The 17,491-nt window shown below is 68.3% G+C and carries 15 protein-coding genes; 12 read left to right on the top strand and 3 right to left on the bottom strand.

From position 1 onward, the window contains the following. From ACSZL9_RS03275 to acs, 5 genes are all read left to right on the top strand, one after another. Entirely contained in the window at positions 1 to 735 is a 735-nt protein-coding gene (locus ACSZL9_RS03275; RefSeq protein WP_446664034.1) for a LytR/AlgR family response regulator transcription factor, read from the top strand. Next, positions 732 to 1,148 (top strand): hypothetical protein, encoded by a 417-nt coding sequence (locus ACSZL9_RS03270; RefSeq protein ID WP_446664033.1) that lies wholly within the window; start codon positions 732 to 734, stop codon positions 1,146 to 1,148. The genes ACSZL9_RS03275 and ACSZL9_RS03270 overlap by 4 nt, the downstream gene beginning before the upstream one ends. Next, entirely contained in the window at positions 1,145 to 2,734 is a 1,590-nt protein-coding gene (locus ACSZL9_RS03265; RefSeq protein WP_446664032.1) for a sodium/solute symporter, read from the top strand. Before ACSZL9_RS03270 ends, ACSZL9_RS03265 begins: the two co-directional genes overlap by 4 nt. Before the next feature lie 127 nt (positions 2,735 to 2,861). Further along, positions 2,862 to 3,464 carry an acetate uptake transporter gene (locus ACSZL9_RS03260; RefSeq protein WP_446664031.1) on the top strand — a complete coding sequence of 201 codons (603 nt, stop codon included), beginning with the start codon at positions 2,862 to 2,864 and terminating at the stop codon, positions 3,462 to 3,464. 134 nt (positions 3,465 to 3,598) lie between these two features. Then, complete coding sequence (gene acs, locus ACSZL9_RS03255; protein WP_446664030.1) at positions 3,599 to 5,578, top strand: acetate--CoA ligase; 1,980 nt, start codon at positions 3,599 to 3,601, stop codon at positions 5,576 to 5,578. Between the two features lie 102 nt (positions 5,579 to 5,680). Here the strand turns inward: acs and ACSZL9_RS03250 are convergent, their stop codons facing one another. Continuing rightward, a complete protein-coding gene (locus ACSZL9_RS03250) occupies positions 5,681 to 8,692 on the bottom strand; it encodes an alpha-mannosidase (protein WP_446664029.1) in 3,012 nt (1,003 codons plus the stop codon). Positions 8,693 to 8,974: 282 nt separating this feature from the next. Here ACSZL9_RS03250 and pyrH point away from each other — a divergent pair, with 282 nt between their 5' ends. The 5 genes from pyrH to ACSZL9_RS03225 are packed head-to-tail and all read left to right on the top strand — an operon-like array spanning position 8,975 to position 13,290. Further along, the gene (pyrH, locus tag ACSZL9_RS03245; protein ID WP_446664028.1) at positions 8,975 to 9,718 is read left to right on the top strand and encodes a UMP kinase; all 744 of its coding nucleotides are present in this window, start codon (positions 8,975 to 8,977) and stop codon (positions 9,716 to 9,718) included. Positions 9,719 to 9,770: 52 nt separating this feature from the next. Next, on the top strand, positions 9,771 to 10,337 hold the full coding sequence (frr, locus tag ACSZL9_RS03240; protein ID WP_446664027.1) for a ribosome recycling factor: 567 nt from the start codon (positions 9,771 to 9,773) through the stop codon (positions 10,335 to 10,337). 20 nt (positions 10,338 to 10,357) lie between these two features. Continuing rightward, positions 10,358 to 11,269, top strand: coding sequence for a phosphatidate cytidylyltransferase (locus ACSZL9_RS03235; protein ID WP_446664026.1), 912 nt, complete (start codon positions 10,358 to 10,360; stop codon positions 11,267 to 11,269). Position 11,270: 1 nt separating this feature from the next. After that, entirely contained in the window at positions 11,271 to 12,434 is a 1,164-nt protein-coding gene (gene rlmN / locus ACSZL9_RS03230) for a 23S rRNA (adenine(2503)-C(2))-methyltransferase RlmN (RefSeq protein WP_446664025.1), read from the top strand. 19 nt (positions 12,435 to 12,453) lie between these two features. Continuing rightward, positions 12,454 to 13,290, top strand: coding sequence for a phosphatase PAP2 family protein (locus ACSZL9_RS03225; protein WP_446664024.1), 837 nt, complete (start codon positions 12,454 to 12,456; stop codon positions 13,288 to 13,290). Here ACSZL9_RS03225 and ACSZL9_RS03220 read toward each other — a convergent pair. Then, positions 13,277 to 14,287, bottom strand: a complete 1,011-nt coding sequence (locus tag ACSZL9_RS03220) for a LuxR C-terminal-related transcriptional regulator (protein WP_446664023.1) — start codon at positions 14,285 to 14,287, stop codon at positions 13,277 to 13,279. The two genes, ACSZL9_RS03225 and ACSZL9_RS03220, sit on opposite strands and share 14 nt — an antisense overlap. After that, positions 14,284 to 15,435, bottom strand: a complete 1,152-nt coding sequence (locus ACSZL9_RS03215; protein ID WP_446664022.1) for an LOG family protein — start codon at positions 15,433 to 15,435, stop codon at positions 14,284 to 14,286. The genes ACSZL9_RS03220 and ACSZL9_RS03215 overlap by 4 nt, the downstream gene beginning before the upstream one ends. A 167-nt stretch (positions 15,436 to 15,602) precedes the next feature. Between ACSZL9_RS03215 and ACSZL9_RS03210 the strand changes: the two genes are divergently transcribed. Continuing rightward, positions 15,603 to 16,094, top strand: coding sequence for a hypothetical protein (locus ACSZL9_RS03210; protein ID WP_446664021.1), 492 nt, complete (start codon positions 15,603 to 15,605; stop codon positions 16,092 to 16,094). A gap of 208 nt (positions 16,095 to 16,302) precedes the next feature. After that, positions 16,303 to 17,466, top strand: a complete 1,164-nt coding sequence (locus ACSZL9_RS03205; protein ID WP_446664020.1) for an AAA family ATPase — start codon at positions 16,303 to 16,305, stop codon at positions 17,464 to 17,466. Positions 17,467 to 17,491 lie beyond the last annotated feature (25 nt).

Below are 17,491 nucleotides of genomic sequence, written 5' to 3'. Positions count from 1 at the left end.
ATGCCAGAGCACCTTCGCGTGCTCGTCGTCGACGACGAGCCACCGGCGCGCGGCGAGCTGGCCTTCATGATCGAGCAATCGGCTTCGGTCGAGTCCGTGCTCGCGGTCGGCTCGGGCGTCGAGGCACTGCGCGCGCTGGAGTCGACACCCATCGACGCCGTCTTCCTGGACATCGCCATGCCCGGTCTCAGCGGCTTGGACCTGGCCCGTGTGCTCGCCCGGTTCGAGCGGCCACCGGCGGTGGTGTTCGTGACCGCGCACGACGCGCATGCCGTCGAGGCGTTCGAGCTGGATGCCGTCGACTACCTGCTCAAGCCGGTGCGCCCGGCGCGGGTCCAGGAGGCGATCCGCCGGGTGCTCGCGCACGACGCACCGTCGGCGACGCCGGTCGAGGACCCGACGATCCCTGTCGAGCTCGGTGGCATCACCCGATTCGTCCGGCGTTCGGAGGTCCATTTCGTGGAGGCACACGGCGACTACGTGCGACTGCACACCGGCGACGGTGCGCACCTGGTGCGGTTGTCGTTGGGCACCCTGGAGCGCGAATGGGCGAGCGCGGGGTTCCTGCGCATCCACCGCAGCTACCTGGTTGCCACCCACCACATCACCGAGTTGCGACAGCAGGACCAGCGCAGCGTCGTGGTGATCGACGGGCACGAGCTGGAGGTCAGTCGTCGCCGCAGCCGAGAGCTGAAGGACGTGCTGTTGCGGGGGACGGACGCGCAGCGGTCGTGACCGCGAGCAACGAACGTGTCCGTGTCGAGCGTCGCCGCAAGGCCGCGCCGGATGTCGTGGCGATGAGCCAGGAGATCGACGCGCAGACCATGCTCGGTGAGGCCTTGCTGCGCTCGCTGATGCGCACCCAGCTGCGGCTGGCCGCCGTGGTGCTGGCGCTGCTGGCGATCACGCTGGGTTCGTTACCGCTGATCTTCGATGTCGTCCCCGGCATCCGGCGGCTGCACGTGCTCGGCATACCCCTGCCCTGGCTGTTGCTCGGTGTGCTGGTCTACCCGGTGCTGCTCGGGCTCGGCTGGTTCTACGTGCGTTACGCCGAACGCATCGAGGCGGGTTTCGTGCGCCTGATGAGCGCCGGGCCCGCCGGCGCCGACACCGACACGGGCACCACCGACACCACCACGGACCGATGAGCCCCGTCGTCGGCCTGACCGCCGTGCTGGCGGTCTCCCTGCTCACGCTGGGGATCGGCATCTTCGGGGTGCGGGTGTCTCGCACGACCAGCGATTTCTACGTGGCGTCCCGCAGCGTCGGACCGGTGGTCAACGCCGCGGCCATCGGCGGCGAATACCTTTCTGCCGCATCGTTTCTCGGCGCAGCGGGGCTGATCCTCGCCCATGGCGCCGATGCCTTGTGGTACCCGGTCGGGTGGACCGCCGGATACCTCGTGCTGCTGGTGCTGGTCGCCGCACCGCTGCGGCGTTCGGGCGCCTACACCCTGTCCGACTTCGCCGAGCTGCGTCTGGAGTCCCAGGCCGCGCGCAAGGTCTCCAGCGTGGTCGTGGCGCTGATCGGTGTGCTCTACCTGCTGCCGCAGTTCCAGGGCGCGGGGATCACGCTGCGGACCCTCGTCGGCGCCCCGACCTGGACCGGCTCGGTGCTGGTGGCCGTCGTGGTGCTGGTCATCGTGTTGTTCGGTGGCATGCGGTCGATCACGGTGACCCAGGCGTTCCAATACTGGCTCAAGCTGACCGCGCTGATCATCCCGGCAGCCGTGCTGTTGAGCCACTGGCGTCGCACCAGCGGCACGTCGGCACCGCAGATGCACGTGACCGACTGGGTCGAGCCCATGCAGGGTCAGTACGCGACCTACCTGGTCTACTCGCTGATGCTCGCGACCTTCCTGGGCACGATGGGCCTGCCACACGTGGTCGCGCGCTTCTACACCAACATCGACGGGCGTGCCGCCCGCCGCACCACCCTCGGCGTGCTCGGTCTGCTCAGCGGCTTCTACCTGCTCCCGACGGTGTATGGCGTCCTCGGCCGCATCTACAGCTTCCACCTGGTGTCCGACGGGCGCACCGACGCGGTGGTCCTGGAGCTTCCGAGCGACGTGCTGCACGGTTTCGGCGCCGACATACTCACCGGGCTGCTGGGCGCGGGCGCGTTCGCGGCGTTCCTTTCCACGTCCTCCGGGCTGGCCGTCTCGGTGGCGGGTGTGCTCAGTCAGGACGTGTTGCGCGGCCGCTCGGACCCGGTGCGCAACTTCCGACTTGCGACAGCGCTGGTGGTGTCGCTGACCCTGGTGCTCCTGGTGGTGTCGACCGGGGTGCCGGTGGCGCGCGCGGTTGAGCTGGCGTTCGCGGTCGCGGCATCGACGTTCTGCCCGTTGCTGTTGCTGGGCATCTGGTGGCGCGGACTCACCGCGCCGGGTGCGATCGCGGGTCTGCTGATCGGTGGCGGCACCTGCACCGCGGCGGTCGTCGCGGCGCTGGCCGGCTACGATGCGCCGGGCATCGCCGGTCCGTTGCTCGCCCAGCCCGCTGCGTGGACGATGCCGCTCAGCCTCGGTGTGATGGTCGCGGTCTCGGCGGCGACCGCGTCCCGCCGGCCGCTCAGCGTGATGCGCACGATGGTCCGGCTGCACACACCGGAGCACCTCGACGTCGATCGCGGGACGTTCGATCCGGAGCGCCGCACGGCCGACCGTGCCGCAACGCGCTCCGCCGCAGGTGCCGCTCAACCCGCCGAACCGACCGTTCAGCGCGGCTCCGACTGACGCCCGGCGACCATGTGACTCCGCTCACATCATTGAATCCTGAATCAGCCGCGGCCGGCGTTGTCGGTGCACAAGCTTGTCTCGGGCGGCATACGTCGCCCGACCGCCCGACGTCAGGAGACCTTCCATGTCAGAGACGCCTACCCGCCCGGCTCCGGGCGCCCACATCGCCGATCCAGCGGCCCTCGGTCTCGGCGCCTTCGCGCTGACGACATTCGTGCTCAGTTGCGTCAATGCGGGCATCGTCCCGGACAAGGTCGAGCCCGTCGTCTTCGGGCTGGCCTTCGCGTATGGCGGGGCGGCTCAGTTCGCCGCAGGCATCTGGGAGTTCGTCAAGGGCAACGTGTTCGGCGCGACTGCCTTCTGCTCGTTCGGGGCGTTCTGGTTGTCGTTCTGGTGGTTGACCGGCCACACCGACCTGTCCGGCGCCGGAGCCGATGTCAACAAGGGACTCGGCCTCTACCTGCTGGCGTGGGGCATCTTCACCCTCTACATGACGGTCGCCGCGATCCGCGTCAGCGGGGCGGTCCTGACGGTCTTCGTGCTGCTGACGATCACCTTCTTCCTGCTCGCGTTCGGCGAGTTCGGCAGTGACGCGGCTGGGCACGGCCTGACCGCGGTCGGGGGCTACCTGGGTCTGTTGACGGCCATCGCCGCGTGGTACGCATCATTCGCGACGGTCGTGAACTTCACCTTCAAGCGGACGGTGATGCCGACCTTCCCGCTGTGAGCCTGCGCAGATCTGCCCGGGCGGCATTCTCCCGCCCGGGCAGCATTCTCGTCCGGCGAGTGATTGAGTAGACGTGCAGCGCACGCGCGCTCAGTCCGGCCGATTGACCCGACGACTGAAACAAGGAGACAACGATGGCGCAAGATGGGCAGAGCCAGAACATTGATGCACTCATGGCGGAGTCACGCACCTACCCGCCGGGCCCGGCATTCACCGAGCAGGCGAATGCCAAGCCGGGCTTCTACGACCAGGACCATGACGAGTTCTGGGAGCGCGAGGGCCGCGAGCGACTGTCCTGGTTCACCGATTTCACCAAGCTCAAGGAGTGGGACCGCCCCTACGCCAAGTGGTACCTCGGCGGCAAGCTGAACGCCTGCTACAACTGCGTCGACCGGCACGTCGAGAACGGCCTGGGCGACAAGGTCGCCTACTACTGGGAGGGCGAGCCCGTCGACGAGCGGCTCACCATTACGTATGCCGACCTGCAGTCGCGAGTCATCAAGGCTGCCAACGGCTTCAAGAGCCTGGGCATCGGCAAGGGCACGAAGGTCGCGGTCTACATGGGGATGATCCCCGAGGCGCCGGTGACGCTGCTGGCGCTCGCGCGACTGGGCGCACCGTTCACCTTCGTCTTCGGTGGATTCTCCGCGAGTGCGCTGGGTAGCCGCATGCAGGAGATGGAGTGCGAATACCTCATCACCCAGGACGCAGCCAACCGCCGGGGCAAGCCGGGCCCGTTGAAGCCGACCGCCGACGAGGCGATGGACATGGCGCCGACGGTGAAGACCTGCGTGACGGTCAAGCGCACCGGCCCGGACGTGGAGATGAAGGAGGGCCGGGACCACTGGTGGAGCGACGTGGTCGACGGCCAGGACGACGACCCGAAGTCGTGCCCGTGCGAGCCGATGGACTCCGAGGACCTCTTCTTCCTGATGTTCTCCTCCGGCACGACCGGGCGCCCGAAGGGCATCCTGCACACCACTGCCGGCTACCTCGCGGGTGTGTCCACCACGCACCACTACGTGTTCGACATCAAGCCGGACACCGTCTACTGGTGTGCCGCGGACATCGGGTGGATCACCGGGCACAGCTACATCGTGTTCGGTCCGCTTATCAACGGCACGACGAGCGTGATGTACGAAGGCACGCCGGACTTCCCGGACAAGGCCCGCTGGTGGCAGATCATCGAGCGCTACAAGGTCAACGTGCTCTACACCGCGCCGACCACGATCCGCACCCACATGAAGTGGGGGACCGAGGCGCTGCAGGGCCACGACCTGTCATCGCTGAAGGTGCTGGGGTCTGTCGGCGAGCCGATCAACCCCGAGGCGTGGATCTGGTATCGGGACAATGTCGGGGGAGGCAAGTGCCCGGTGGTCGACACCTGGTGGCAGACCGAGACCGGCATGATCATGGTGACGCCGTTGCCCGGCGTCACGACGCTGAAGCCCGGTTCGGCGACCAAGCCGTTCGTCGGTGTCAAGGCCGCCGTGTATGACGAGAGCGGCAAGGAGATCGCTCCCGGTGACGGAGCCGGATACATGGTCGTGAAAGAGCCGTGGCCGGCGATGTTCCGCGGCCTGCTCAACGACGACCAGCGGTTCAAGGACACCTACTGGAGCCAGTTCTCGGACGCTTACCTGGCCGGTGACGGCGCCCGGGTGGACGACGACGGCGACTTCTGGATGATGGGTCGCATCGACGACGTCATGAACGTCTCCGGGCACCGGCTGTCGACGATCGAGATCGAGTCCGCACTGGTCAGCCACCCCGACGTCGCCCAGGCCGCTGTCGTCAGCCGGTCGGACGACACGACGGGCCAGGCGATCGTCGCCTACGTGACGCTGAACGACGGTGCCGAGGGCACGTCGGAGAAGCTGACCGAGCTGCGTGAGCACGTCGGCAAGGAGATCGGTCCGATCGCCAAGCCGGCCAACGTGGTCTTCGCCGACTCGTTGCCGATGACGCGGTCCGGCAAGATCATGCGCCGCTTGCTCAAGGACGTCGCGGAGAACCGCGAGCTCGGTGACACCACGACACTGGCCGACCCGTCAGTGGTGCACGAGATCAAGGAGCGTGCCGAGTCCGGCAAGGAAGCTGACAAGGAAGGCTGAGGCGACCGGCCTCACGAGGGCGGGTGACCGGCGACTTCGCCGGTCACCCGCCCTTGCTGATCGAGTAGCAGCCGAGGGACGAGGCTGCGTATCGAGATCCCCCTACCTGCACAGCCGGAGCGTCATCAGCTGAAACGGCCTGAGCCGTATGCCGATCGAGCCGTCGTGCAGGTCGAGGCCGTCCGGCTCCATCGGGTCCTCCAGCAGGTCCACCTGGCGGACCTCGCGCACCGGGAAGCTCGGGTGCAGCGTCGCCGCCGCACGTGCGCCACGTGGCTCGTAGAGACGCACGATCACGTCGCCGGACGCGTCCTCGGCGAGCTTGACCGCTTCCACCGCGGCGGTGTCGCCGGTCAGCCCGAGCAACGGCTCGATCGGCGATCCGGTGAGGTGTCGTTCGGGCAGGTTGAGCCGGTAACCGGCCCGCACCGCGTCGACGATGTCGGGCGCGACGACGAGCGCATAACGTCGCGTGTGCAGCCCCTGATCGGTCTCCGGGTCGGGGAAGCGTGGCGCGCGCAGCAGCGACAACCGCACCGTTGAGAAGGTCCCACTGGGTGTTGCCTCGTGCCGGGTGACTTCGTGTCCGTAGGTCGCCGAATTCACCACTGCCACACCGAATCCCGGCTCGGACACATGCACGAAGCGGTGCGCGCACACCTCGAAGCGAGCAGCGTCCCAGCTGGTGTTGGTGTGCGTCGGCCGTCGCAGGTGCCCGAACTGCGTCTCGTATGCCGCGTCGGTCGCGTGCACGTCCACCGGCAGCGCCACCTTGAGCACGGTCTCGCGCTCGTGCCAGTCGACGGCAACGCTGCAGTCCAGCTGCCGGGAGCCGGGGGAGAGGGTCATCGTCTGGACGACGTTCGAGTCGCCGAACTCCCGGCGGACCGTCACCACCGCGGCACCGTCGGCACGGACCTCGACCTGCAGGTCGGCCACGGTGTCCAGGTCACGAACGGTGTTGCGGTAGAACTCGTCCAGGTCCCACGCATCCCACTTGTTCGGGAAGTCCGGGTGCAGTTGGAGCAGGTTCCCCCGCTCGCCATCGGGTATGACGTCCCGACCGCTCGTCAGGTCGACCATCCCGCTCACCAGCCCGGCGCGGTCGATCGTGACCCGGAGCAGGTCGCTGGTCAGCACCAGATCGTCACCGATCCGATCCAGCCGGACCGGCGCGTCGTTCGAGGACGCGGGGCCGGCGCCGAGAGCGGCGACACCTGACACCTCGAAAGGCGTTGCGTTCACGACGATCTCGGCGTCTCCCGCCCCGGTGAGCACCCGCAGGCGGTCCTGGATCAGCTCATCCAGCTCCGCCTCGACGGCGGCGTAGTTGTCCGCCGCCTCCCGATGGACCCAGGCGATCGAGCTGCCCGGCAGGATGTCGTGGAACTGCTGCAGTAGCACCAGTTTCCAGATCCGAGACAGCTGCTCGGCCGGGTAGTCGGCCAGCCCTCGGACGGCAGCGGTCGTCGCCCACAGCTCGGCCTCGCGCAGCAGGTGCTCACACCGCCGGTTGCCATCCTTGGTGCGGGCCTGACTGGTGTAGGTCCCACGGTGCATCTCGAGATAGAGCTCGCCGACCCAGACCGGAGCATCCGGGTAGTCGGTCTCGGCGGCGGTGAAGAACTGCGACGGGGATTCGATCGCCACCTGCGGCGATCCGGCGAGGTCGGCGGTGCGCGTGGCCCGCTGCAGCATCTCCCGGGTCGGACCGCCACCGCCGTCGCCATACCCGAACGGCACGAGCGAGAGGTTCGTGGCGCCCTTGTCCCGGAAATTGCTTGCGGCGTGGGCGAGTTCGCGTCCGGTCAGCTCGGCGGTGTAGGTGTCGACCGGCGGGAAGTGGGTGAAGACGCGCGTGCCGTCGATGCCTTCCCACCGGAAGGTGTGGTGCGGGAAGACGTTCTGCTGGTTCCAGCTGATCTTCTGCGTCAGGAAGTGCGTGCAGCCGGCCTGCCGAACGATCTGCGGCAACGCTGCCGAGTAGCCGAACGAGTCCGGCAACCACACCTCGCGACAGGTGATGCCGAACTTCTCCCGGAAGTAGCCCTGGCCGAGCACGAACTGCCGCGCCATGGCCTCGCCGCCGACCATGTTGGTGTCGGACTCGACCCACATGCCGCCGGTCGGCACGAACCGCCCGTCCGCGACGTGCTGTGCCAGCCGTGCGAAGACCTGCGGGTGGTGCTCCTCGAGCCAGGCGTACTGCTGGGCGCTGGACATCGTGTAGACCAGCTCAGGGTGCTCGTCCAGCAACTGGGTCACGTTGGCGACGGTCCGGGCGATCTTGCGCACCGTCTCACGGACCGGCCACAACCACGCCGAGTCGATGTGCGCGTGCCCCACCGCGCTGATCCGGTGTGCACCGTCCGCGGCGGGCCGGGCGAGCAGCGGTGCCAGCTCGGCGCGTGCGTGCGCGGCGCTCCCAGGTAGGTCGGCCAGGTCGAGTCGGTCCAGGCTGCGCTCCATGCCCAGCAGCAGCTTGGTGCGCCGGGCGTCCTCGACCGGCAGCTCCCGCATGAGGCCGTCGAGCACGTCGAGGTCGGCGGCCAGCTCCCAGACCTCCGTGTCGCGGACGCAGATCTCGGCGCGCGCCAGCCGATAGAGCGGCCGGTCGCCCGCCGTCGTCTTCTCGCCGAGGTCGGTGGGCAGGAACGGGTGCGGTTGCAGCACCAGGGGATTGGCGGCCGCTTCGACATACAGATCGACGTCGGTGCCGGGTTCGACGGGGATCCAGCCGTTCATCGGGTTGAGACCCTTCACGACGCTGCCGTCGGGTCGGAAGGCCAGCCCCTCGGCCTGGAAGCCGGGCGAGTGCGGCGACCAGCCGAGGTCGACGACGACCTCGGGCGGGCCGGCGTCGTCGGCCGGTGGGACCGTCCCGGTCAGGTGGAACCACGTCGTGCCCCAGGCAGGTCCCCACGGGTCACCGACGGCGAAGGGTCCGTATGCCGCCCGCAGCGCCTGCGCAGCCGGGACAGGCTCGCCCTGACCACCCGCCACGTGCCACGCCTCGACCTGCAGCGGTGCGACCGGACGGTGGACCTGCGGCCGGATCCGCTCGGCCAGCACTCGGGTGATCCGGTCCTCGATCAGCCGTCGACGGTCATGCACGATGGGCAACTCCTGTAGCGAGAGGTGATGGGCGTGCCGACGAGCCGGATTGGCGGAGCGGCGGTGCGGACCGGGGAGTGGTGAACGTCGGCCGACGCCAACGTACTTCACGGTGCGGGCACCTGTCCGCCGTCGGATCGGCTGGCACTGATGCGCGTCCTGAGCGTCCGGTGTGGCAGGATCTACCGACCGCTACAAATGCCCGGACGAGTGGTCGCGCCCGTCCGCATTTGCCTGTGTCGCGCGAAATATGACCGCAAACATCGACCGGAGGCAGCGCCAATGACCGACCCCTCTGTCCGCTCAGACTCCGCTCAGAAGCCCGCCCAGCGGGTGCTGCTCAAGCTCTCCGGAGAAGTCTTCGGCGGTGGCAAGATCGGCCTGGATCCGGACGTCGTGCGCGGTGTCGCCGAGCAGATCGCGGCAGCGTCGCGCAGCGGCGTACAGATCGCGATCGTGGTGGGTGGCGGCAACTTCTTCCGCGGGGCGGAGCTGCAGCAGCGCGGAATGGACCGCACCCGCGCGGACTACATGGGCATGCTCGGCACGGTCATGAACTGCCTGGCGCTGCAGGACTTCCTGGAGAAGGAAGACATCGACACCCGAGTGCAGACCGCGATCACGATGGGCCAGGTCGCCGAGCCCTACATCCCTCGCCGGGCCATGCGGCACCTGGAGAAGGGCCGCGTCGTCATCTTCGGCGCCGGTGCCGGCATGCCGTTCTTCTCGACGGACACGGTCAGTGCCCAGCGGGCCCTGGAGATCCGCTGCGACATGGTCCTGATCGCCAAGAACGGCGTCGACGGCGTCTACACCGCCGACCCGAAGGTCGACCCCACGGCCACCAAGCTCGACGCCGTCACCTACGCGGAAGCGCTGGCCAAGAACCTGCGGATCGTCGACGCTGCAGCGTTCAGCCTGTGCATGGACAACGACCTGCCGATGCGCGTGTTCGGCATGGAGGGCCCCGGCAACATCACCAAGGCACTGCAGGGTGAGAAGATCGGGACATTGGTCAGCGCCTGAATAGACTCGGGCAACGCCACACCGAACCGGACGAGAAGAGAGTCACCACACCATGGACGGCAGCATCGACGACAGCCTGCTCGAGGCCGAGGACAAGATGGAGAAGGCGGTCGAGGTCGCCAAGGAGGACTTCGCCGCCATCCGCACCGGCCGCGCCAGCGCCGCGATGTTCAACAAGTTGCTCGTCGACTACTACGGCGCGCCGACGCCGTTGCAGCAGTTGGCGTCCTTCCAGACTCCCGAGGCGCGCACCGTGCTCATCCAGCCCTTCGACAAGGGTGCGATGGCAGGCATCGAGAAGGCGCTGCGGGAGAGCGACCTGGGCGTCAACCCCAGCAACGACGGCAACGTCATCCGCGTGGTGATGCCGGCCCTCACCGAGGAGCGCCGCCGCGACTACATCAAGCTCGCCCGCACCAAGGGTGAGGACGCCAAGGTGTCGATCCGCAACGTGCGCCGCAAGGCCAAGGAAGAGATCGACCGCGCGGTCAAGGACGGCGACATCGGCGAGGACGAGGGCTCCCGGCACGAGAAGGAGCTCGAGGCGACCACCAAGAAGCACGTCGACGTCGTGGACGAGCTGCTCAAGGGCAAGGAGTCCGAGCTCCTCGAGGTATGAGGTCGCTCGTCAGTCAGCAGATGTCCGAGCCCAGTTCACGGCCCAGCTCGCGTCGGGCTGCGCGGGAGGCGCGGACCGACCCCGCAACAGGTGGCGGCACCCCCGCTGCCCATAACCCGACCCCGCGCGCCGGCCGCAACCTTTACGCCGCGATCGGGGTCGGCGTGCTGCTCGGGCTCATCGTCGTTCTCAGCCTCTTCCTGCAGAAGGAGATCTTCGTCGCCGTCGCGATGGCCGCGTCGGTCATCGGCTGTGTCGAGATGCTCCGCGCGATGAGTCACGGCGACCTCCACCCGCCGACGATCCCGACACTGGTCGCCGCCGCCGCAGTGCCGCTGGTCGCCTACCTCTGGGGCGCCACTGCCCTCGCGTTCTCGGTCGTCGTCGCCGTGCTGGTGATCGTCGTATGGCGCGCGCTGGGCCGCATTGACGGCATGCCGCGTGACGTTGCCGGTGGTGCGCTGGTCACGCTCTACGTCCCGGCCCTGGTGGGTTTCGCGATGTTGCTGCTCGCCGAGGACGACGGGCCACAGCGGATCGTGGTCTTCATCCTGGTGACCATCTGCAGCGACATCGGCGGCTACATCGTCGGCGTGATCGCCGGCAAGCACCCGATGGCGCCGAGCGTCTCGCCGAAGAAGTCCTGGGAGGGTTTCGCTGGCTCGGTGACCGGCTGCGTGCTGGCCGGCAGTCTCAGCGTTGCGCTCGTGCTGGACGGCCGGTGGTGGGTCGGTGCGCTCCTCGGCGTGCTGGCTGTGGTCGCTGCGACGGTCGGCGACCTGTGCGAGTCGATGATCAAGCGCGATCTCGGCATCAAAGACATGAGCAATCTGATCCCCGGCCACGGCGGGCTGATGGACCGGCTGGACTCCCTGCTGGTCGTCGTTCCCGTCGCATGGGCCGTCCTTACTCCCTTGGTGGCGGTGCACTGACATGACTGATCTACCTACCCCCTCGACCAAGAAGCCGGTCCCCGGCCAGCTGACCTTCACCGCGCCGCGGCGCGGGAAGCCGCCCAAGCACCTGGCCGACTTCGACGAAGCCGGCCGCAAGGAAGCCGTTGAGGCGTTGGGGCACAAGGGTTTTCGTGCGAAGCAGCTGTCGACCCACTACTTCGAGCACTTCGTCGCCGATCCCGAGCAGATGACCGACCTGCCCGCAGCCGGCCGCGCCGAGCTGGTCGAGACCATGCTCCCGACGCTGCTCACCTCGGTGCGCACGCTGAACGCCGACGAGGGCCGCACCGTCAAGCAGGTCTGGCGGCTGTTCGACGGTGCCTTGGTGGAGTCGGTGCTGATGCGCTACCCGGGCCGGGTGACCATGTGCATCTCCAGCCAGGCCGGATGCGGCATGAACTGCCCCTTCTGCGCCACCGGGCAGGAGGGCCTGACCCGCAACCTGACGACCGCCGAGATCGTCGAGCAGGTCGTGGCGGGCGCCCGGATGCTGCGGGAGGACGCCCTCGCCGGCGGTGACGACGAGTCACGTGCGGAGCCCCTGCGGGTCTCCAACGTCGTCTTCATGGGCATGGGGGAGGCGCTGGCCAACTACCGGCAGGCGATCAACGCGATACATCGGCTCGTGGACCCGGCTCCCGCCGGCCTGGGTATGTCGGCTCGGCACGTCACCATGTCGACCGTCGGGCTGGTGCCGGCGATCGACAAGCTCGCCAAGGAGGGCATCCCGGTCACGCTCGCGCTGTCGCTGCACGCACCGGACGACGAGTTGCGCAACGAGCTGGTCCCGATCAACACCCGCTGGACCGTCGACGAGGCGCTCGATGCGGCATACCGCTACTACGAGGCCACCGGACGACGCGTGTCCATCGAATACGCGCTGATCAAGGACATGAACGACCACGCGTGGCGTGCGGACCTGCTCGGCGAGAAGCTGCGGGCGCGCGGCAAGGGCTGGGTGCACGTCAACCCGATCCCGCTCAACCCGACGCCCGGCTCGAAGTGGACGGCATCACGCAAGGGTGTCGAGCAGCAGTTCGTCGAGCGGTTGCGCGCGCACGGCATACCGACGACGGTCCGCGACACACGCGGCTCGGACATCGACGGGGCGTGCGGCCAACTCGCAGCATCGACAGCCTGATTCGGACCGGGTGGGGGATATGCCCAATCTGATGCTCAACTGGCAGCAGGCCCTCGGGGTCGGTGCGCTGCTGGTCGTGGCATGGCTGCTGTTGCGGCGCCGGCCGCGGTGGTCGGGGGTGGCGACATTCTGCCGGGAGGGCGCGATCATCGCCGGGTTGTTCGCGTTCTGGCAGATCCTGCAGCGGGTCACCTCCAGCGACGGTGGTGACGCGATCGGCCGCGCGCACTGGATCGACCGGCTGCAGTCGGCGCTGCTCTTCCCCAATGAGCGCAGCGTCCAGGACCTGATCCTGGGACACGAGGCGGTCGTCAAACTGGCCAACCTGTTCTACGCGAGCATGCACTTCACCGGCATGGGGATCTTTCTGCTGTGGCTCTATTTCCGGCACCGCGACGACTACCCGGCGGTCCGCACGACACTGGCGTTGAGCACTCTCGGGTGCTTCTTCGTGCAGTTCCTCGCGGTCGCGCCGCCGAGGTTGCTGCCGGGGTATGTCGACACGGCCGAGTTCTACGGCCAGTCGGTCTACAACGCCGGCTTCTCGGTGGACAACTTCGGTGCGATGCCGTCGGTGCACGTGCTCTTCGCGGCTGTCGTCGGGTGGTACGCCTGGCGGGTCAGCACCTCGCCGTGGCGCTGGATCGGGCCGCTGCACTTCGCGGTGACGGTCTTCGTCGTGGTCGCCACGGCCAATCACTGGTGGCTGGACGGCGTAGTCGCGATCATGATCCTGGTCGGCGCGGCGTGGCTGCGCCGTGGCACTCTCGCGATCGTGCACCGGTGGCGGGCCGGGCGGCTTCCGGCGCCGGAGACCGCGGACCTGGAGGCGACGGTGCCGGTCACGGCTCCTTGAGGTGCGCGGGCGGGTGCAGCTCGCCCAGCACATAGGGGATGGCGGAGCGCTGCGAGATGCCCAGCTTGCGCAGCACGTTGCCGACGTGGACCTTGACGGTCTTCTCCGAGATGAACAATCGACTCGCCAACTGCCGGTTGCTCAGCCCGTCGACCGCGATGAGCATGGCGATCTCCAGCTCCCGGGTGGTCAGGCCGGCGGTCGTGTCCCGTGGGGTGGTCTGCTCCACGCCCACGGTCTGCAGCGCGTCCGCGAGCCGCAGGTGGAGGCGTTCACCGACAGAGCGGGCCTCGTCCAGTGACTGGCGCTGCTCGGCCAGCTCGGTGGTCTCGGGCAGCTCGATCGCGTGCAGTGCCAGTCGCATTCGCTCCAACTCGGCCGTGAGCGTGCGCAACATCTCAGCCTGGTCGCGCGGCTGGGTGCTGTCCAGCTCGGGATAGAGCTCGTAGAGACCGAGGTCGTCGGCGAAGCTGCGGTCCTGGGCCATCTCCCACTCCAGGGCCTTGCCGAGCCACTGCATGGCCAGCGCGGCCTCGTCGTCGAATACGTTCGTCTGCGAGCCTTCGATGGCCATCATGCCGGTGACCGCGCCGGTCTCCGGATGCCGCAGCGGCACGACGAGCACGTCGAGGACGGGCTGGTCGTTGAGGTTCCAGCCCATCCGCGCGCGCCGGCCGTCGTCCTGCGCGTAGCGGTAGATGTCACCGGTGGACCGGATGTATTCGGACAGTCCGTTGGGTCCGAACTGTTGGACGTCAGCGCTCAGAAACTGTTTGTGGTCAACGCAATAGGGGATCGACAGCGTCGTCGGGCCGATGTAGTGCCCGATGTAGAACGTGTCGACCTGCGTCAGCGCGCACATCGCCGCACGACAGGCGGCATACCGCGTCATTGCATCGCCGCGGTCGCAGAATCGCAGCCGACGGTCGGCCGCGCGCAGCACCGAGATGGCGAACGGGGAGAAGCCGTCCGCGGTGCTGTCGCGAGCGTCGGTCACGGTGCCGTGTTGCCTTCCGTCGGTGCGCCGGGCGTTTCCTGTGTGCCGGCTAGGTGTCCAATTGTGCTGCACGCCGCATCGACGTCCGGGACCAGGTGTATGGCGTCCGCCATCGGCCTGCCCGCGCCGAGTGCCTGCAGCACCTGCCAGACGGGCACCTCATCCCGCCAATGCTGCTCGCCGACGAGGACGAGCGGAGGCAGCCGGGGACGGTCGCCGTCGGCGTAGTAGAGGGCCGTGGCCACCTGGAAGATCTCCTGCACGGTGCCGGCCGCGCCGGGCAGGACGACGATGCCGCCGTTGCAGATCCGCAGCAGGATGTCTTCGCGCAGTGCGTTCGAGAAGTACTTCGCCATCCGGTTGCCGAAGGCGTTCGGGGGCTCGTGACCGTAGAACCAGGTCGGCACGCCGAGACTGCGCGGTGCTCCGGTGTCGGCCGTGATCCGGTCTCGCACGTCGAAGGCGACGCGCGCCCACGCGGTGATGTCGGGCCGGAAGGAGGGCACGGTCGCGAGGTCGGTGATGGCCGGCGTGAGCAGTGCCGGATCGGTGCACAAGGCGCCCAGGTTCGCGGCCTCCATCGCGCCTGGCCCGCCGCCGGTGGTGACCAGCAGCCCGGCGGACGCCAATTCATGTCCGAGCTGTGCTGCCGCCTCGTAGTCCGCGGACCCGCGATCGACGGCGTGACCGCCCATGACGCCGACGAGCGTTCTGCCGTCGACGAATTCGTGCAGCGCGTCACCGATGCTGTCGTCGTGGATCGCGCGCAGCAGCGATGAGTAGACGTCCTGCTGACCCTCGGGGTCGAGCGACCACTCGTAGCTGCGTGCGTCGGGCGTGGTGTCGTATCCGTGGTCGCGCAGTCCGGCATACAACTCGCGAGGCCGGTAGAGGCGCGACCGCCACGCATCGAAGGGCACGCCGGGGTCGGCGGGGAAGACCAGGGCGCCGTGCAGTCGCAGGTGTCGGTGCAGTCGGTCGGTCGTCCGGCCGCCGAGCACCACGACGCCGGTGAAGTCGTCGATCTGCAGCAGCTCGGTCTCGACCTGCGTCAGGTCCAGGTCCTGCAGCCGCAGATCACGCACCGACGAGCCCTCGGAGAGCAATCGCCGCAGTTTTGCAAGGGTTTCGACCTCTGTGGTGGACACCAGCCGATTCAATCGGATGGGTGGTCCGGGTGAGGTCACGATCCGATCACAGGTCTGGATCGGGCCCAACTCAGTGGGAGGATGGAGCGTCTTCCACATCGCCGGGCGCAAGCGTCCGGCACCACTCGGGGATCGCGATTTGTCGTCGCGGAAAGGAAGGACACCAGATGAAGCGCACCTTGGTCACCTGCACAGCCGGAGCACTTCTCGTGGGAGGTGCGGCCGTCGTCGTGCCCACGCAGGCACACGCGATCGAGCTCGGTCATCACGCACCGTCGGTCGTGACGCCGGCCGTCCACCATGCGACCACGGCGTCCGCTCAGCGGACGGGTGCCACCACGACCAGCAAAACGAACAGCACGGCGAAGAAGAAGACCAGCGACACGCAGCAGGTCGTCGCGGCGATCCGAGCCAGCAAGATGCTCGGAGCCGTGAAGCCGTCGAACATCACTGTGTCGCAGGTGAAGTTCGCCGGCGCCGACCACACGTGGGCGGGTGCGCTGGTGACGCCGAAGAACGCGCAGACCGACCCGGCGCAGGTGCTGCTGAAGAAGTCCGGCAGCACCTGGAAGGTCCGTGACCTCGGCACCGCGTTCGTCGGCTGCAACATCGCACCGTCGGGCGTGCGCAACACTCTGGGCCTGCACGGCCCCTGCTGAGTTCTCTTGCTCTGTCTTGGTCGTCGTCTCCGCGGCCGTCGGCTCGTCGTGAGGTTGCGTTGTCCTGGGCTGTCACCGTCCCGTCTCGCTGGTCGAGTGCCGGAGGAGCGCAGCGGGGGAGGTGTATCGCGACCGAGGAGTCGAGCCAAGGATTCAGCGGGGGGGTATCGAGACGAGGCTGTCACTACGTGTCGGTAGCTTTGCCGCCATGATCACCACGCTCGCGGTCAGCGGCTACCGGTCGCTGCGTGATGTCGTCGTGCCGCTCAGCCCGCTCACCGTCGTGACCGGCGGCAATGGCAGCGGCAAGTCCTCCCTCTACCGTGCGCTACGGCTGCTTGCCCAATGCGGTGACGGACAGGTTGTCGGCAGCCTGGCACGCGAGGGCGGGCTCCAATCGGCGTTGTGGGCGGGCCCGGAGTCACTGGCCGGCGCCCGACGTGGCGCCGCCGTCGAAGGCACCGTGCGCAAGGGTCCGATCAGCCTCCGAATGGGTTACGCCAGTGACGATTTCGGCTATCTGGTCGACCTCGGACTGCCCCAGCCGACGGGGCTGCCGACGGCGTTCCAGCGTGACCCGCACGTGAAGCGGGAGCTGATCTTCTCCGGACCGGTGATGCGCCCGGCGACCCTGTCGATGCGGCGTCGCCGGGGTCTGGTCGAGGTTCGTGATGGCCGCAGCTGGTCGCAGGTGCGGGACGACCTGCCGGCATACCGCAGCGTCCTGCGTGAGTATGCCGACCCGCACGTCGCCCCCGAGATCAGCTCGGTCCGTGACCAGATCCGGTCCTGGCGGTTCTACGACAACATCCGGGTCGACGCCGACGCGCCGGCTCGCCGCCCGCAGGTCGGCACTCGGACGTCGGTGCTCGCCGGCGACGGCTCCGACCTGGCGGCCGCGGTGCAGACGATCCTGGAGAGCGGTTTCGACGATCTCGAGCGCACCATCGCGGACGCCTTCGACGGGGCGCGGCCGGAGGTGCTCATTGCCGACGGGCTCTTCGACGTCGCCATCGCCCAGCCGGGCATGCTGCGCCCGCTGCGCGCTGCCGAGCTGTCCGACGGCACACTGCGCTACCTGCTGCTGGCGACCGCGTTGCTCAGCGTCGACGCGCCTCCGTTGCTGGTGCTGAACGAACCCGAGACCTCCTTGCACTCCTCGCTCATCGAGCCGCTGGCCCGGCTGATCACGGCCGCGTCGATGCGGTCTCAGATCGTGCTCGTCACGCATTCACGCGCGCTGGCCGATGCGTTGCAGGCCGACAACGGAGACCGGGTCAGCGAGGTCGTGCTCGACAAGAACCTCGGCGAGACGGTCGTCCAGGGGCAGGGGATGCTGAGCAAGCCACCGTGGGAGTGGGGTTCGCGGTGACGTTGCAGGGGCGATCTGTTGCAGA

This window comes from Flexivirga sp. B27 (assembly GCF_052905685.1).
The sequence above is the reverse complement of the archived record's forward strand: the minus strand, read 5'-3'. Positions and strand labels throughout refer to the sequence as shown.

Coding starts and splice junctions, on each gene's coding strand:
- ACSZL9_RS03275 (WP_446664034.1), top strand. CDS start 1: ATGCCAGAGCACCTTCGCGTGCTCGTCGTCGACGACGAGCCACCGGCG.
- ACSZL9_RS03265 (WP_446664032.1), top strand. CDS start 1,145: ATGAGCCCCGTCGTCGGCCTGACCGCCGTGCTGGCGGTCTCCCTGCTC.
- ACSZL9_RS03260 (WP_446664031.1), top strand. CDS start 2,862: ATGTCAGAGACGCCTACCCGCCCGGCTCCGGGCGCCCACATCGCCGAT.
- acs (WP_446664030.1), top strand. CDS start 3,599: ATGGCGCAAGATGGGCAGAGCCAGAACATTGATGCACTCATGGCGGAG.
- pyrH (WP_446664028.1), top strand. CDS start 8,975: ATGACCGACCCCTCTGTCCGCTCAGACTCCGCTCAGAAGCCCGCCCAG.
- frr (WP_446664027.1), top strand. CDS start 9,771: ATGGACGGCAGCATCGACGACAGCCTGCTCGAGGCCGAGGACAAGATG.
- ACSZL9_RS03235 (WP_446664026.1), top strand. CDS start 10,358: ATGTCCGAGCCCAGTTCACGGCCCAGCTCGCGTCGGGCTGCGCGGGAG.
- rlmN (WP_446664025.1), top strand. CDS start 11,271: ATGACTGATCTACCTACCCCCTCGACCAAGAAGCCGGTCCCCGGCCAG.
- ACSZL9_RS03225 (WP_446664024.1), top strand. CDS start 12,454: ATGCCCAATCTGATGCTCAACTGGCAGCAGGCCCTCGGGGTCGGTGCG.
- ACSZL9_RS03210 (WP_446664021.1), top strand. CDS start 15,603: ATGAAGCGCACCTTGGTCACCTGCACAGCCGGAGCACTTCTCGTGGGA.
- ACSZL9_RS03205 (WP_446664020.1), top strand. CDS start 16,303: ATGATCACCACGCTCGCGGTCAGCGGCTACCGGTCGCTGCGTGATGTC.